This is a genomic window from Methylomonas sp. DH-1 (assembly GCF_046097555.1).
Lineage (GTDB): Bacteria > Pseudomonadota > Gammaproteobacteria > Methylococcales > Methylomonadaceae > Methylomonas > Methylomonas koyamae.
In genome coordinates, this window is record NZ_CP143089.1 from 206,846 (window position 1) to 223,056 (window position 16,211).

13 protein-coding genes are annotated in these 16,211 nt (G+C 50.3%); 7 read left to right on the top strand and 6 right to left on the bottom strand.

Annotated features, from left to right (window positions below; genetic code table 11):
- The 6 genes from VXJ35_RS00945 to VXJ35_RS00970 all read right to left on the bottom strand — a co-directional run bounded on the left by VXJ35_RS00945 (position 1) and on the right by VXJ35_RS00970 (position 9,405).
- Entirely contained in the window at positions 1-801 is an 801-nt protein-coding gene (locus VXJ35_RS00945; protein ID WP_064020116.1) for a glycosyltransferase family 2 protein, read from the bottom strand.
- 161 nt (positions 802-962) lie between these two features.
- Positions 963-3,881: a family 10 glycosylhydrolase gene (locus VXJ35_RS00950; protein WP_082880756.1), complete on the bottom strand. Its 2,919-nt coding sequence runs from the start codon at positions 3,879-3,881 to the stop codon at positions 963-965.
- Positions 3,853-5,892: an oligosaccharide flippase family protein gene (locus VXJ35_RS00955; RefSeq protein WP_064020118.1), complete on the bottom strand. Its 2,040-nt coding sequence runs from the start codon at positions 5,890-5,892 to the stop codon at positions 3,853-3,855. Before VXJ35_RS00955 ends, VXJ35_RS00950 begins: the two co-directional genes overlap by 29 nt.
- 35 nt (positions 5,893-5,927) lie before the next feature.
- Positions 5,928-7,190, bottom strand: coding sequence for an O-antigen ligase family protein (locus VXJ35_RS00960; RefSeq protein ID WP_064020119.1), 1,263 nt, complete (start codon positions 7,188-7,190; stop codon positions 5,928-5,930).
- An 84-nt stretch (positions 7,191-7,274) separates the two neighbouring features.
- Positions 7,275-7,787, bottom strand: coding sequence for a VanZ family protein (locus VXJ35_RS00965; protein ID WP_064020120.1), 513 nt, complete (start codon positions 7,785-7,787; stop codon positions 7,275-7,277).
- Between the two features lie 196 nt (positions 7,788-7,983).
- The gene (locus VXJ35_RS00970; RefSeq protein ID WP_064020121.1) at positions 7,984-9,405 is read right to left on the bottom strand and encodes an undecaprenyl-phosphate glucose phosphotransferase; all 1,422 of its coding nucleotides are present in this window, start codon (positions 9,403-9,405) and stop codon (positions 7,984-7,986) included.
- A gap of 436 nt (positions 9,406-9,841) precedes the next feature.
- Between VXJ35_RS00970 and pyrF the strand changes: the two genes are divergently transcribed.
- From pyrF to VXJ35_RS01005, 7 genes are all read left to right on the top strand, one after another.
- Positions 9,842-10,567: an orotidine-5'-phosphate decarboxylase gene (pyrF, locus tag VXJ35_RS00975; RefSeq protein ID WP_064020122.1), complete on the top strand. Its 726-nt coding sequence runs from the start codon at positions 9,842-9,844 to the stop codon at positions 10,565-10,567.
- A 409-nt stretch (positions 10,568-10,976) separates the two neighbouring features.
- Complete coding sequence (gene aroK / locus VXJ35_RS00980) at positions 10,977-11,522, top strand: shikimate kinase AroK (RefSeq protein ID WP_064020123.1); 546 nt, start codon at positions 10,977-10,979, stop codon at positions 11,520-11,522.
- Complete coding sequence (gene aroB / locus VXJ35_RS00985) at positions 11,503-12,585, top strand: 3-dehydroquinate synthase (protein ID WP_064020124.1); 1,083 nt, start codon at positions 11,503-11,505, stop codon at positions 12,583-12,585. Before aroK ends, aroB begins: the two co-directional genes overlap by 20 nt.
- The gene (locus tag VXJ35_RS00990; RefSeq protein WP_064020125.1) at positions 12,575-14,152 is read left to right on the top strand and encodes an AAA family ATPase; all 1,578 of its coding nucleotides are present in this window, start codon (positions 12,575-12,577) and stop codon (positions 14,150-14,152) included. The genes aroB and VXJ35_RS00990 overlap by 11 nt, the downstream gene beginning before the upstream one ends.
- A 20-nt stretch (positions 14,153-14,172) precedes the next feature.
- A complete protein-coding gene (hemE, locus tag VXJ35_RS00995) occupies positions 14,173-15,246 on the top strand; it encodes a uroporphyrinogen decarboxylase (protein ID WP_064020126.1) in 1,074 nt (357 codons plus the stop codon).
- A gap of 27 nt (positions 15,247-15,273) precedes the next feature.
- Complete coding sequence (locus VXJ35_RS01000) at positions 15,274-15,693, top strand: secondary thiamine-phosphate synthase enzyme YjbQ (RefSeq protein WP_064020127.1); 420 nt, start codon at positions 15,274-15,276, stop codon at positions 15,691-15,693.
- 10 nt (positions 15,694-15,703) lie between these two features.
- Complete coding sequence (locus VXJ35_RS01005) at positions 15,704-16,168, top strand: DUF411 domain-containing protein (RefSeq protein WP_064020128.1); 465 nt, start codon at positions 15,704-15,706, stop codon at positions 16,166-16,168.
- The last annotated feature ends 43 nt before the right edge of the window (positions 16,169-16,211 follow it).

Consider the following 16,211-nt stretch of genomic DNA (forward strand, 5'->3'; position numbering starts at 1 on the left):
TCAAACCAATCGCTTTCTATGCAAAAATCCATCAATTATCCTTTCAACTGTAGATAGCGGATCCTTGGCACGAGTAATCAACCACTCCCAATATTTCGAACGAGGCCTAAAGCCTGCATCAAGTATTTTTTTAACAATTTTTTGGTGCTGGATTTTGTATTTTTCACTCACCTGTTGGCCTGAACCAGTAATAGACTCATCGTAAATTCGAAAGCAACTAAGGAATTTACGCACAAGCTTGAATTTCGCTCCATTTATAGCAAAGTCCACCATCAACTCGCCATCCCAACTAATTCTATTTTCCTTATTAAATCCGCCTATTTTTTTGAACAAGCCGGGCTTAAAGAAAGTTGACTGCTGGACTAATACGCAACTTCCCACTGCATATGCACCTAGCGAGAATGGATGGGAAAAGACTTTTTGTACTACATTATCGAACTTATCGACAATATAAGCATGCCCCGAAAGCACATCGATTTCAGCGGCATTATTAAATTGTTCCGCTACAAAACTTAATGAGCCCGGCAGAAGAGTATCGTCCGAGTTCAAATAGCCGTATATTTCGCCAGTTGCATGCGAAAATCCCTTGTTTAAGCCGTCTGCCGGCCCCTGGTCAGGCTCGAATATAACCTTGGCAAACCTATCTCGATATTTCTCAATGATCTCCCTGCTGCCATCAGAGCTGCCGGGATCAACGATAATATATTCCAGATCGGGATAATTCTGATCCAAAACGGACCTTATCGACCGCTCAAGATACTCCGCCTGATTAAACGAAATTGTCACAATAGATATTTTCAAACTGAGGTCCTTTAATTAAATAAACAATGTCTAAATTTATACATAAATCAGAACCTAGAGTGCACGCTGCACCTCACATTATCGCGCGATTGTATTTCCAAAACGTTACCGGATATTAATATATAATTATGCGGACGCTACTCAAATATTCTTTACTAATCTTAATTTAGCGAAACGATGTCAAATCGCATGGGATAGCTATTTGGCTCAACGGTTGTGAAGGATTTTAAGCTATAAGGTTCTAAAGATATCGTCGCTGTGTCGTCAACTTGACTTGACGCAAGTCGAATGCTCTCACTCCCACCACTAAAGTTTATTTTAACATTAGCTGCCTTGTCCGATTTATTCACTAAATAGTAATAGACCTGATCCGATTTAAAGCCATACCAAAGCGCTATTACATCGCTATCATTAGCGACCTTTTGCATTGGGATTTTCGGGAGGTTTAGATACTCCTTTAAAAATGGCCTCAATGCGTTCGGTTGACCGAGAATGTAGCCAATGCCGCCATCGGTAAACAAAGTGATGTTCCCTTTTACCATCGCATCTAAATAACGGCTTAATACTAATCTTCCTGGCGGCTCCAGAGCTCCGCAAATCCTCAGTTTATCCTTATCTCTAAGCAGCTTATTAAAGCCAATATTTATTACCGGGAAATCGTACTCCATATAGTTTGATAAAAACTGCACCGAGCTTTCGCTTGCATTTTTATCATTATGTGCCGCAGCCGAAATAAAACTTGGGTCCTGAATTTCTTTCCATTCAACTTCGGCTTGGCTTGCTGCTTCGGCGCCTTTGGCTCTGACACCTGGTGGATAATACGACGCATTGCTTAATATGATATTAGGATATGATTTGAACATTTCGGGATCGATACCGGATTCTTTTATGACAGCCGACCACCCCATTTTGTTGAGTTTTGCGGCCCGCCCGCGCCATCCGCCATATTGTCCCCAATCCGATGCGGAATAATCCGGTCCGAACGCATTAATGTAAAGCTTCAATCCAGGCTTAGCGGACTGCAGAATGCTTGCGAGTCGTTTATAGAAATCAAAGATTTTATTGCAGCGCCAAGACACCCACCGCTCGTACTGGGTTTGTGTTAGCCAGTCGTATCTTTTTTTAAAGCGTCCGGCATCTGTTTCGGGCACTGGCACTTCTATTCCAGTTTCTTTTTCAAATAATCGGACGGTAAAGTCGTCGTATCCCCAATGTATAGAAGGAAAAGCCTGCCATGACGAGAATGCCCATCCCATTAACCTAACCGCGAGTCCGTTAAATGCTGGAGAATCCTTATAACGCTCTGCCAGTTCCGAGAATATGCTTTCGACCCATTCTTGAACCTTAGGATGCACAGGATTCAAATACGGATCGAAGGGCGACTTACCGCCAATCTTGCCTTGGTCGGATACAGTAAGCCAGGGTGTTTCGTTCGTATTTCGGCTGGAATCTCCGCTACCTCCGAAGCGCAAATCCAGAGCATCGCGAATAAAGCCAATCAACGGGATATTTAGCTCTCCGATAAAAGCCAAATTATTCTTTTCAGCGGTCAAGAGCAACAAGCGCACTAGGTCTTTCTGTACCGGATCCTTTTCCGATGGCGGCCCAATCAATCCGTAACGATCTTCTTCCGCCGGCGCATATCCGGGCAATACTTTGCTTGGCCACATCACCGACTGGTAATTTGCAATAGATTGCATCCATAAATTGTTGCCAACGAACCTTGACCATTCAGCCCAACGATCGGCTGCCCTTTTAATTTCATCCCATTCGCTCGATTTTGGACCGGCTCCAAAATACGTGGTAAAACGCAGCGTTTCCTCGAAAAAAGTTCCAAACAATCTTTCTGATGGCTGTGCCATTAAAGATGGCAACCCGGATGAAATTTTATAAACTCTAATTTGGCTTAAAGCGATCTGCTGGTTAGCGTGCCAATTTAAAAATAGCAACCTTGGATTATTGGTTCTCGCATAGAAATACAGCTGAGAGGTCTTGGTGGAATTTGATAATGGAAAAGATCCGCCCGTTACCACCCCAGAGTCCAACGCATAAGGATTGACCGCCTCGTCGATCAGGGAAATAGTAAACGTTCGATTTTCATCGTCAGGATAATCTACCTCTACCAGGTAAAATCCATTTTTATCTGGCAGTCGCAAGGTGTAAGCAAAATAGTCGGGGTTTACAGGGTTCTCATAAGCGCCGTTAGAACCGGATTCGACGTAGCCTTTTGCTAAAATTGGAAGCGAGCTGTAATAATCGGCAGCAGATGTGGCAGGGTCTATTGTGGCGATTGGTTGTTTATCTTCGCTCGACGCAATATCGGCGTTTGGATTATCCGTATCGATAACCACGTATTGTATAGTACGCGCAGATTGACCAGCGACGGGATGTTTTATCGTTAAATCGAATACGCCTTCGCGGTCAGTCGGAATGCTCAAAGTTTCGCCCGCGCTTGTCGCAGGCTGATTGGTACTCCAAATTATTTTCTCATTCTGAGTCTCGCGTATGTTTAAATTTAAAGTTCCTGCCGATTGACCGGTTTGCAAATAAAGCTGAAACGGCTCGCCTTTCCTGAACACCATTGAACTGGCATTAACTTTAGCGGCCACCATGCCGGAATAATTTTCGGAAGGCTTTAACGCTATATTTCTAATATTCGGCAAGCCTGGAAAATACAAGCGACCGAACCGGATTGCGTGCTCGCCTTCGTCAAGTTTTAAATTGGTAACTTTACGGAGTCGGCCTTCCTGTCGCCATACCGAACTTCTTAAAGGAAAATGTCCTAACAGTTGATTATCAAGGAATAAGTCGGTGGGCCAATCTCCAGCTTCCACCCATAATTCATACCAACCGGCATCCTCTGTGGAAATTGTGAATCGATATTCGACACTACCGACACTGTTAATATTTTTCTTATCTTTAATCGATGAAATGGCCGCAGTACTGAAAAAGTTTTGCTTGGAATAATTGTCAACTGAAAACTCAAAAGAAGATCTAGCAAAAACATGCCCGCCAAATATAAACGTTCCTAACGCAAAGAAAATTCTTGAATTAAGAGTCGGTAGCCGATTTATATTCATTAGCCTTTTCCTTTAATCCCAGAATGTCTTTAACTTGCCAGGTATGGTTGTCTACAAATTTTTGCGCGATTAGGGCAATAGTATCTAGCGGCAAATTCCACCAACGCCAAGACGTTAACTCGTTGATAACGTCCTCGCTAAATCTGTATTTGATAATTTTGGCAGGAACACCGCCAACAATCGCATAGGGTGGTACATCAGCCGTAACTACCGCCCCGGCTGCTACAATGGCTCCGTCGCCAATAGTAATGCCGTCGAGAATGGTAACCCTGGCGCCAATCCATACGTCGTTACCCACAATTGTCGGCTTTAGCTCCTGAAAATCAAATTTTGTTGAGAATGAAATGCCGCATTGCTTAAAAGGTGAATAAAATACTGGGCTAGTGCTGAGGATTGTCGTAGGGTGGTTCCCGAGCCCTCCAATCAGAACATGTGGTCCAATACTGCAAAAGGAGCCTATCTTGGCATTAGAGCATTTCGCATTGACAATGTAAGTACATTTCCCTATCGAAACGTTATTAAGGTGAGTGCCGCTGCCGATTCGGACATAGTCGTTTAAAGAGGAGCTTGGGCTAACGTATGTATTCAGGTGGGCATTAAATTTCTTATATTTTAATTTGTAAGCATATCTGCCTATCAAAATCCAAACGACCCTGTTTATAAACCCAAATCGAAATAGATTTTTTAGCACAGTTGTATTAATGCCGAGCCTAATTGCCGAAAAATAAACCAAAACTAAGCTCCAGCTTACCAAGCTAACCGCAGACGATAGCGCCGCTCCATTCAGTCCGAACCGCGGTATGAGCGTACTACAAAGCACTATATTTAAAACCGCCCCAATTCCAATCGCTTTGGCGGTATCCTTTTCGTGGCCTGTCATTATAAGCAGCTGTCCAGCCATCGAACCCAAGGATGCGCAAATTAATTGTCCAGCCGCCAAAATAACCATAGGCTGGTAGGATTCTATATACTTTTGGCCAAAAAGAAACTCAATTAAAAAATCTCCAAAATAATACAAAACTAAAAACAAGGCCAAGGAGATAAAAAAGATCGCATAGGTACAACTGGAGATCAATTTATCAAGCTTACGGAATTCGTTTTTTGAATGTAGGCTGGTGATTGTTGGAGCTACAGCAATATTTATTGCATTTAATATGAACAAAAAGAAGTCGACACCTCTAGTTGCTATTTCGAATACGCCAACACTATAGGATCCTTCCAACCACCCCAACATTAATTGGTCCGTTTTTTGATTTAATAATAGCATCGCCCCAAATAGCATCATCGGGATAGCCGATTCTTTCCATTTTTGATATTCGTATTCGGGGCTGGCTTTAATAACTTGGCTTGGCAATCTTCTCCAAAGTAGGAAATATCCGGCAATAAATGCTACTCCTGTAGATAAAACTTGTATCATCATTACAAATGATGGATTTAACCGATCTTGCGGAACATATAGATGGGCTAAATAGAGTAATATTACTATTGCCGCCGATTTGAGCAGAGTTTCTGGAAGTTGTCCTAAAATCGTATGGTTTAATCCTTGTAATATGGAACTTCTAATGCCACTTAGCGCCATCAGCGGAAGTAGGAACACAATCAATTGCAGAGTAAGAAATTGCTGTTGGCTCAAGTCAGAGCGAAGGGTCGCGCTAACTATCCAAACTGCACCAGCCAATAGTAAAGAACTAAAAATTACTACCTTGTTTGCGGTGGCAATTAAACCTCGCATGTAACCCCATTTGCCAGTCGTAGAATAATTCGCAACATAACGAACCATCAGTGACGGGAGACCCAATGTTGTTGGCACCGAAAGAAAGAATACAATAACCATGGCATAAGAATAAACTCCATATTCTGAAGGGCCTAATATCCTCGCCATTAGGATGGAAGCTAAAAAATTCAGGCCTACTGAAGACACCTTCAATGAGAATCCGCCTACAGCTCCCTTTAAAAGCTTCATTTTTTTACTGGAGCTAGAAAAATTTTTTATATAGTTAAAAATCCACATACTAAAGTCACAGGCGTTGAATTGATCGACTATATTTATTGTGGCCTAATCTTTTTTAAAACGGACTCTATTTTAACTGCACACAATATCGCCATTGCCACCGCGATATTCAACCGGTGGCTTCCGCTATATGGGCTCATGAATAAATTCCAAAAGCCAATCAATGCAAAATAACCATACACTTGGTAAACATAATCTAATTTTTTCAAGGTGACTATTCTTTTAAGGCCAATTAATAGTTGAAAACCGTAAAAAGCAAATAGCTGCGCAGCCAAAATACCGCCTTCCATCCAGCTCTGCAGCATTTGAGAATGGGCTAAAAAACTTTTGCCTCGGCGAATGTTGCTTTGCCGAACCTCTCTCTGTTCCCTTACCGTTTGCTCATAGAGCATATCTGCGTATTTTTTCGTCCCTTCACCCCAGGAGCCGTAACCGATGAAAGGCGAGTCGCCGATTGCAATCAAAGCAATTTTAATGGCGGCGAAACGAGATAAGGAAGAAGCCTCGCGTCTTGCAGAATATTCTTGATTTGTTTGTTCCAGCACCGTTACGACAGTTGAAACCAGTATCGCAGCCGATAAGATCATATTGAACAGAACCTTGCCGCTGATTCTTAAACCGTCTCGATTTCCCAATCTAATCCAAAGCATCCCAGCCAAAACCAAAGATATGACTCCAAACGAACGACCATCCATAAAAAAACTAAAAACTCCAATAAACGCCGTCAGCCATACTTTAAGAAAATTGGGTATAAAGAATCCGGCAATGAAGACCAGCAACAATACCGGTTGGCTGTATTCGATCTTCCAATGGGCGTTATCGAAAGGTATCCCCGCTAGCTTTAAATAAATAACCGAACCTAACGCAACCCCAAAAACATACCACCATGCATATTTTTTATCTGCCGACACAACTATCGCCAAACTAATAAAGTCTGACATTAGAACCAAATTACGTCCCCAGGCCCTAATATAATTTGCTTTCGACGTTCCTGCCATTAGGTCGGAAATCATATATCCTATTATCATCATCAAAATCGAGAAAAAAAACAGCCAAAATAGTTTTTCTCGAAATATCGTCCGTTCTCCGCGAAAGAGTACTAGCAGCAGCGCCATTATCGGTAGCAACAACTCTGTGGCGTACAATTCCCCGAATAAATTTATTGTATAAAAATAGGGAATCCCGCAAAAAAATGCAAAAAGCTCAAAAAACCCGAAGCCCATTTTATCGGGCTTTATTCCGGCCTCCCTATCAAGGGGCTTAGCGCGATAAACTTTGCTTTTTGAAATAACGCTCATACAGTACTTCAGTTAGTCCAATTAAACGAATGCACCCTATTAATACTGACCAATATGCTTATAACATTGCATCTCTGACGAATATCAGGCCAGATATTTCTTAAGTTTATTCAATATATGGCATCGGCTAAATAGAAAAACAGCAACCAGGCCTCCAGATACGTCCGCCGCTAAATCTTGTATGCTTGCGGTTCGTTCGATCTTAGTCATCTGATAGCATTCTTCGGCAACGCCTAGTACTGCAACCGCTAGCATTACTATCCAAGATAGCTTCGCCAGCTTATTCCGAAAAAAATTAAAAATTGCTAAATATAAAAAAAACGACAATATAAAAAACGCAAAAAAATGGGCCACTTTATCAAGCCCGGGAATCTTGCCGAATATTTCTAACGGAGGATGGGACGATTCTACGAACAAAAAAAATGCCAAGCCGATACTCAGCAAGCCAAAAAAAACGTTTATTTTATATTGTTGGTACGGTCCGCCTTTGCTTACGCAAAGCCTAATTAACCATTGTTTAACGGCATCAAATAGCATCGGTTTCTGAATTCTGATTTTCACGCTAAACATTGGCTTTAATGCAATGGCGGCATGCAAACTAAAGTGCCGGCTCGAGTTCAAAAACGAACTCCCCTAACTGCTTGGGTTTTATCCACTGTTTATACAGGCCATCTACGGCGGCCATTATTAAGTAGCCCAGAAGGGGCGCTGGTTCTTTTGCTCGCGCCTCGATAAACTTATTACCTAGGCCTTTCTAAAAACTTAGGGTCGGTACGAGGTACTTTTCACTGATTCAATACGCCTGCTGCCCGACAAACCCCTTGAAGATCGTGATAATCACAATCTTGATATCCAAGATCACCGACCAGTTGCGGATGTATTCCAGGTCGTGGTGGATGCGGGCTTCCATTTTGTCGATGGTTTCGGTTTCGCCGCGGCAGCCGCTGATTTGCGCCAGGCCGGTAATGCCGGGCTTCATCTTGTGGCGCAGCATGTAGCCCTGGATTTGCTTGCGGTAGTATTCGTTATGGGCGATGGCGTGTGGGCGCGGGCCGACCACGGACATGGTGCCGGCCAGCACGTTCAGAAATTGGGGCAGTTCGTCCAGCGAGGTGCGGCGCAGGAAGCCGCCGAGAGGCGTGACCCTGCTGTCGTTGGCGGTGGCTTGTTTGACGGTATCGCCGTTCTCGCAAACCGTCATCGATCTGAACTTCCAGACTTCGATCGGTTCGCCTTTGACGCCGTAACGCAGTTGTTTGAAAATCACCGGCCCCGGTGAGGTCAGTTTGATGGCGATGGCGATGAGCAGCATCGGGATCGCGATCAGCGGCAGAATGATCGCGCATAAAAATAAGTCTTCCAGGCGTTTGGCGGTGCCGTCCAGCGACGAATTCAACGGCGTGTCAAACACGCTGACCACCGGAATCCCCTTGACGCTGCTGAGCTTGGATTGCATCAGGTTGAACGTGAAAAAGTCCGGCACGATATTGACCGATACGGTGCTGTCGGCCAGTTCCTGCACCAATTGGTTGATGCGTTTTTCCGCGCGTAGCGGCAACGTGATGTAGATATGGTCGATTTCGCCGTGTTTGGCCCGGTCCAGCAGTTCCTTGAAATCGCCGATGATGTTGTCGACCATGTCTTCCTGTTCCCGGCGCTGCTTGTTTTCGATGCGGTCGTCGAAAAAGCCGATGAATTGATAACCCAGCCAGGGCATTTCGGTCAAGGCAACGTTCAGGCGCCGGCCCAGGGCATTGCCGCCCAGGATGGCGTAGGTGCGGGTGTTGATGCCGTGCAGGCGCAGATAGGACAGGGCCGAGCGGCGCAAGGTATGCAGCACGATGATGCTGAGCGGCGCCAGCGGCAGCCACAGCTCCATGACCTCGCGGGAATATTCGAAGCCGAAGTCAAACACGAAAAAGCCGCCGGCTACTAGGGCAAAGGCAAAAATCCAGGACAGCAGGATGCGGATCGCATCGTCGAACATCGGATCGCCGCGCCAGCCGTGGTAGATCTCCTGATGCTCGGCAAAAATACCGAACAATACGGTGCAGACGATGAACAAGCCCAGATATTCTTTACCGAACGGTTCGCTGTAGACATGTAGCGACAAGTAAAGGGTGACGAAGATCAGCGCGGTATCGGTCGCACGTTTGATGCTTTGCAATTCGGGCCGCAGCGGCCGGATAAATCCTTTTGGGCGATACTGAGTCATATCAAATTATTGAATTAGCCAAGTTAACTTCACGTGTCTGCCTGAATTATAGAACCATACACCCGGCTTATTTCGGCTTAATGAAAGCTTAATGAAACTTGGGTGACGTTCCTTGCTCGCTCTGCAGGCCGCTAATTTGCCGGGCCGTTTGCGGTTTTTCGCCCGCGGCTGGTGCCGTGGGAACCGCAATCTCCTTGTCGTTTTTGCGCCCTCGCCAATGCGGGATGCGTTTTTTATGAGGACCAACGGAATCGGAAAACGGCTATGGTCGCCGCACTCCGTCGGACAGGTTATAACCGCTAACCGGGGCGTGCGTCCAGTGCAAACTTGTGCGGCAATCGGCTCGAGCGGTTGCCGCCGGCCGCGAAAATTTAGGATAGGCGGCGTTCTTCTGTTATTTTTTACGCTTTTAGAACTACCCCAGCCAATAGCCGCCATGAGCAATTCATTCATTTCGCAAAAACCCATTCCGGTCCGCGACCGCCTGATCATGGCGCTGGATGTCGCCAGCATCGCCGAAGCCCAAGCCCTGGTCGAAGAACTCGGCGACGCGGTGGTTTTTTACAAAGTCGGCATGGAATTGTTCATGTCCGGCGACTATTTCGGATTCATCGAATGGCTGAAGGCGCGCGATAAAAAAGTCTTCGTCGATCTGAAATTTTTCGACATTCCGGCCACAGTCGGCCGGGCGATCAAAGCCTTGAGTAATAAAGGCGTGGATTTGGCGACAATACACGGCAACGATTCGATCATGGAAGCCGCCGCCGCCGCCAAAGGCGATTTGAAAGTACTGGCCGTGACCGCATTGACCAGCCTGGACCGCGGCGATCTGGACGATTTGGGTTTTCAATGCGACGTCAAGGAGCTGGTATTGTCGCGCGCCAAGCGGGCGCTGCAAATCGGCTGCGACGGCATCGTCTCGTCCGGTTTGGAAGTGGCGATGATCCGCGAACAGCTCGGCGAAAAACTGCTGGTCATCACGCCCGGCATTCGCCCGGTCGACAACCGCGAAGACGACGACCAAAAACGCGCGGTCAGCGTCGAACAGGCCATCCAGAACGGTGCGGATTACATCGTCGTCGGCCGTCCGATCCGCGACGCCGCCGACCGCAAGGCGATGGCGGAAAAAATCCAAGGTCAGATTGCGGCGCAGTTCGGTTAACGTAATTGGTCTGATGGACGGTGGCTTCATTATTGAATACCCCCTGTCGCGTCATTCCCGCGAAAGCGGGAATCCATAGCGGCGGCAGCGACGAAAGTTAAGGACTGGGTAAATTGGGGCATAGGGGATGAAGAGGGAATTGTTTTGAAAAATCTCCCCCGCCCCTCTTTAAAAAAGTACCCAAATGGCATGAAAGGGGTTAGGGGAGATTTATCCAATCAAATCCCCACCTTCTTCTGCTTTGCGGTTAACGTTTCAATGAAGGCATCGCCGGCAACAAACCTTGTCATCGCGTCATAACCGCAAAGACACAGGCCTGACAGCCAAGCCGCGTGCATCTTAAAATTTCACTCGCCGGCAAAAGTGGGCATAATGCTCCGGTTTTTTAGTGCGCATAATCAGCCATGCAATGAAACCAGCGGCCAATATTTATCTGATCGGTTTGATGGGCGTCGGCAAGACCACCATCGGCAAGCAGCTAGCCAAAGCGTTGCAATGGCCGTTTTACGACAGCGACAAAGTGATCGAGGAGTGCACCGGGGTCGATATCCCGACCATTTTTTCCTACGAGGGCGAAGAGGGCTTTCGGCTGCGCGAGCAGGCGGTGATTCACCATCTTTCTCTGAAACAGGGCATCGTCATGGCGACCGGCGGCGGCGCCGTGATCAAACCGGAAAACCGCCAGGCCTTGATCCAGAACGGTTTCGTGGTTTATCTGCAATGCTCGATCGACAAAATCCTGCACCGCACCAAACACGATACCCAGCGGCCGTTATTGCGTACCGAAAATCCGCGCCAGCGCTTGCAAACCCTGCTGGCCGAGCGCGACCCGCTGTACCGGGAGTGCGCCGATTTCAAAATCGATTCGGGCGTACTGCCCACCAAAACCGTCGTCAAAACCATCTTGCAGCAATACCAGGCTGCTCTGGAAGACCATGAAAGAATTGCGAGTTGATTTAGGCAACCAGCGCAGTTATCCGATCTACATCGGTTCCGGGCTGTTGCAACAAGCCGATTTATTGCGTCGGCACATTCGTTCCAAACAAGTGCTGGTGGTCAGCAACGAAACCGTTGCGCCGCTGTATTTAAACCAAGTTCTGGCCAATCTGGCCGATTACCAGACCGAAGCCGCGATTCTGCCGGACGGCGAGCAGTACAAAACCCTGCATTATCTGGAAAAAATCTTCGACGGCTTGCTGGCCAATAAATTTAGCCGCAACGCCACGTTGATCGCGCTGGGCGGCGGCGTGATCGGCGACATGGGCGGTTTTGCCGCGGCCTGTTACCAGCGCGGCATCGCCTTCATCCAGATTCCGACCACGTTACTGGCCCAAGTCGATTCGTCGGTCGGCGGCAAGACCGGCGTCAACCATGCGCTGGGCAAAAACATGATCGGCGCCTTCTACCAGCCGCAATGCGTGATCGCCGACGCCGACGTGCTCGATACGCTGGACGACCGCCAATTGTCGGCCGGCCTGGCCGAAGTCATAAAATACGGCCTGATCCGCGATCCGGAATTCTTGCACTGGCTGGAAGCCAATTTGCCCAACTTGCTGGCCCGCGACAAGGCCGCGTTGGCCTATGCCATCGAGCGCTCCTGCATCAACAAAGCCGAGGTGGTCGGCGAAGACGAATTCGAATCCGGCGTGCGTGCGACGTTGAACCTGGGCCACACCTTCGGCCACGCTATCGAAACCGGCAGCGGTTACGGCCATTATCTGCACGGCGAAGCGGTCGCCATCGGCACCTGTTTTGCCGCCGATTTGTCGCGCCGGCTGGGTTGGTTGCTCGATGCCGACGTGGCGCGCATTATCGCGATCTTCAAAGCCGCCAACTTGCCGGTGACGCCGCCGGCCGACATGGCCACCGAGCAATACGTCGATTTGATGGCGGTCGACAAGAAAAACGTCGATGGCAAGATTCGGGTGATTTTGTTGGAAGCGCTCGGCAAGGCGTCGTTGCCGGTCAACATCGATTTGGCCCAGTTGCAAGCCACGTTAAACGGTTATGCTGGATAACGACGACCTGACCTACAGCTACCAACGCCGCTCGGTCAACAACAGTCCGGAGCGGGCGCTGATTACGCTGGAACGCTCGCAAAAATTGGATTTGTTGGTGCACTTGCTGGCGAACCTGCAGCAGTCTTTGATCGTCTGCGGCCCGGACGGCATCGGCAAAACCACGCTATTGGAAACCGTTCGCCAAAACCGTAAGGACTTGTGGGACATCGTGCTGCTACGGGCCACGCCGAATTCGAGTTTCGAAAGCCTGGTCGTCGAACTGCTGCGCGGCCTGAACCTGAAAACCGCATCCGCTTTCGACATCAACGCGTTGCGCGACGCCTGCACCCGGCAAAAAATGGTGTTGCTGGTCGACGATGCCGGCGACTTGAGTCCCGGTCTGCTGACGATGCTGATCGAACTGGCCGACTCGATTCCGGGCTTGCGTTTGGTGTTTGCGATGAGCCACGACCAATTCCATATCAAGAGCGGCACCGACAAAGTGGTCGAGGAATGCCACTTTATCGAATTGCCGCCGTTGAACCGAAAACAATGCGGCGAGTATTTGCAAAACCTGTCGGCGCAACCCGGCGCGGTATTGTCGTTCAATGCCGTCACCGATAGCCTGGTCGAGCAGGTGTATCGCGACACCCACGGCATTCCGGGCAAGATTCTGGCCGAATTGCCCAAGCTGGCTCACTACCAGAGCCGTAAAACCGCCCGGACCGGGTTGTGGCTGGGCATCGCCGCGATTGCAGCCGGAGCCGGTTATGTGGCGCTCAAGCTAATGCCGTCCGAACCAGCGCCACCGCCGGAACCGGCGCCGCTTACTTTGGCCGAGCCCGCGAAACCGGCCGAGCCGACAGCTGAGGCCGCGTCGCCGGCGCCAGCCGTTTCGGTGCCGGAGCCGCCTGAACCGGCGAGTCCGCAGCCGCAGCCTGCCGCGCCGGCAATGCCTGCCGCCGCAGCGTCGGCACCGGCCCAGGTTCAAGCTCCTGCGCCCGTTCATGCCCCGGCATCGGCCCCCGCAGTAACCGCTGCGGCTCCCGAACTCGCCCCGGCGCCAGTCAAACCCGAATCGGCCGCGGCCTCAGTAGAGCAAGGCTCAATTGGCCAAAGCGCCGCGCCAGCTCCGGTTAACGCCGATGCGGCGCCGAAACCGGGCGCAACCGAACCCGCCGCTGTTGCGGCAAGCGCCGAATCCGCGCCCGCTCCGGCCGCTGCCGCGGCTCCGCCAGTAGCGACGGCCCCGGCAAAACCGGCGGAGCGCAAGCCTGGCAAACCGATTTCCGAAGGCGGCGACTACGATTGGATCATGGCCCAGCCGCCGAATAACTTTACGTTGCAGGTGATGGTGCTGTCCGATAAAGCCGCGGTAACCCGTTTTCTGAAAAAATACGCCGATTACCGCGATGCGTTAACCTACTATCCGATTAACAAAGGCGAACAGGAAAAATACGTGCTGATTTACGGCTCGTTTGCCACGGCCGCCGAAGCTCAGCAATTCAAAGCAGTGATGCCCAACGATTTTAAACAGGCGCTGGAAAAGCGTTTTAGAGCGGTGCAGAAAGAAAGCCGCCGCTGATCAATCCTACCCACCGAAACATGAGCCAACTACAAAACGATTTATTTCTGCGCGCGCTGTTAAGACAACCGGTCGAGCGCACGCCAAGCTGGATGATGCGCCAGGCCGGGCGCTATTTGCCCGAATACCGTGCGGTCCGCGCCAAGGCCGGCAGTTTCATGCAACTCTGCACCAATCCGGAATTGGCTTGCGAAGTGACCATGCAACCGCTGGAGCGCTACGGCTTCGATGCGGCGATTTTGTTCTCCGACATCCTGACTATCCCGGACGCGATGGGCCTGGGCCTGTCGTTTTCGGAAGGCGAAGGCCCGCAATTCGCCCGCCCGGTCCGCACCGGCGCCGACATCGCCAATTTGGCGGTGCCCGATCCGGAAGTGGAATTGCGCTACGTGATCGACGCGGTGCGCCTGATCAAAACCAATCTGCAGGGTCGGGTGCCGCTGATCGGTTTTTCCGGCAGCCCGTGGACGCTGGCGACCTACATGGTGGAAGGCAAGAGCAGCAAGAGCTTTCAAAAAGTCAAAAGCCTGATGTTCGAGCAGCCGCAACTGATGCACCAAATGTTGGACACCTTGGCTCAGGCGGTTGCCGCCTATCTGAACGCGCAGATCGCCGCCGGCGCCGATGCGGTGATGGTGTTCGACACCTGGGGCGGCATGCTCAGCCACGCCGATTATTTGGAGTTTTCGTTGCGCTACGCCCGCCAGGTCAAAGACTTGTTGCAAACCCGGCGCGACGGCCGGCAGATTCCGACCATCCTGTTCACCAAAGGCGGCGGCTTGTGGCTGGAAGCGATGGCCGACACCGGCTACGACGCGCTGGGCCTGGATTGGCAGACCGATATCGGCCAAGCCCGGGCCAGAGTCGGCAATCAGGTGGCGTTGCAGGGCAATATGGACCCGATCACGCTGTACGCCAAGCCCGACGTGATCCGCGGCAAAGTCGGCGACGTGCTGGCCGGCTTCGGTCATGGCTCGGGCCATGTGTTCAATCTGGGCCACGGCATACTGCCGGACATCGATCCGGAGCACGTCAAGGCCATGGTCGACGCGGTGCGGGAATTGAGTCCGCAGTACCACGCGGCCGGCGCCTAACCCGGCGCGCTCGACCAGGATTGGGCGATGTGGTTGCAAAGGCGCATTCAACTGGCCGCCAAACCGCGCGGTTTCCATTTGGTAACCCGCGAGATTTGCGGCCAGTTGCCGGAACTGGACCGGATCGAGGTCGGCCTGGCCCATTTTTTTTTGCAACATACGTCGGCTTCGCTGGCGATCAACGAGAATGCCGACGCCGATGTGCGCCGCGATTTGGAAAGCTATTTTTCCCGCGCCGTCGCCGAAAATGAACCCTATTACCGGCACACGCTCGAAGGACCGGACGATATGCCGGCCCATATCAAAACCGTCATTCTGGGGAGCTCTTTGAGCATCCCAGTCAGCGACGGCCAACTGGCGCTCGGCATCTGGCAAGGGATTTATCTATGCGAACACCGTAACCACGCCGGCAGTCGCAGCGTTATCGTCACGCTGCACGGCGAATAAAGAGGTATTTATGAAATTATTCAGATCGACGGCAATCCTGGTTTTGGCATCATTCGGTTTTTCGGCCTGCGCCGAGCAAACGGCGGCCGGCGGCCCGGAAATGACCGTCTACCGTAGCCCGACCTGCGGTTGCTGCGGCAAATGGCTGGAACACGCCAGAAAAAGCGGTTTCAAGATCAACGATGTGATCAGCGACGACATGGACGCGATCAAGGCCCGCTACGGCGTTCCGGAAAAATTGGCGTCCTGCCATACCGCGATCGTGGACGGCTACGTCGTCGAAGGCCACGTGCCGGCCGGCGACATCCAGAAAATGCTGCAAGCCAAACCTCAAGTGGCCGGCTTGGCCGCGCCGGGCATGCCGATGGGCAGCCCCGGCATGGAAATGGGCGGACGCCACGATACTTACCAAGTCGTGTCGTTCGACAAAGCGGGCAAGGCCGAGGTGTTCGCCGAGCATGGCGACAATCGCTAATTCCGCCACCGACCGAAACAGCCGCGCCGGCTCGATTTCTACC

Excerpts from the sequence above, each read along its gene's own strand:
- pyrF (WP_064020122.1), top strand. The coding sequence starts at position 9,842 with ATGAGCAATTCATTCATTTCGCAAAAACCCATTCCGGTCCGCGACCGC.
- VXJ35_RS00990 (WP_064020125.1), top strand. The coding sequence starts at position 12,575 with ATGCTGGATAACGACGACCTGACCTACAGCTACCAACGCCGCTCGGTC.
- VXJ35_RS00955 (WP_064020118.1), bottom strand. The coding sequence starts at position 5,892 with ATGTGGATTTTTAACTATATAAAAAATTTTTCTAGCTCCAGTAAAAAA.
- hemE (WP_064020126.1), top strand. The coding sequence starts at position 14,173 with ATGAGCCAACTACAAAACGATTTATTTCTGCGCGCGCTGTTAAGACAA.
- aroB (WP_064020124.1), top strand. The coding sequence starts at position 11,503 with ATGAAAGAATTGCGAGTTGATTTAGGCAACCAGCGCAGTTATCCGATC.
- VXJ35_RS00950 (WP_082880756.1), bottom strand. The coding sequence starts at position 3,881 with ATGAATATAAATCGGCTACCGACTCTTAATTCAAGAATTTTCTTTGCG.
- VXJ35_RS01005 (WP_064020128.1), top strand. The coding sequence starts at position 15,704 with ATGAAATTATTCAGATCGACGGCAATCCTGGTTTTGGCATCATTCGGT.
- VXJ35_RS01000 (WP_064020127.1), top strand. The coding sequence starts at position 15,274 with ATGTGGTTGCAAAGGCGCATTCAACTGGCCGCCAAACCGCGCGGTTTC.
- aroK (WP_064020123.1), top strand. The coding sequence starts at position 10,977 with ATGAAACCAGCGGCCAATATTTATCTGATCGGTTTGATGGGCGTCGGC.
- VXJ35_RS00970 (WP_064020121.1), bottom strand. The coding sequence starts at position 9,405 with ATGACTCAGTATCGCCCAAAAGGATTTATCCGGCCGCTGCGGCCCGAA.
- VXJ35_RS00960 (WP_064020119.1), bottom strand. The coding sequence starts at position 7,190 with ATGAGCGTTATTTCAAAAAGCAAAGTTTATCGCGCTAAGCCCCTTGAT.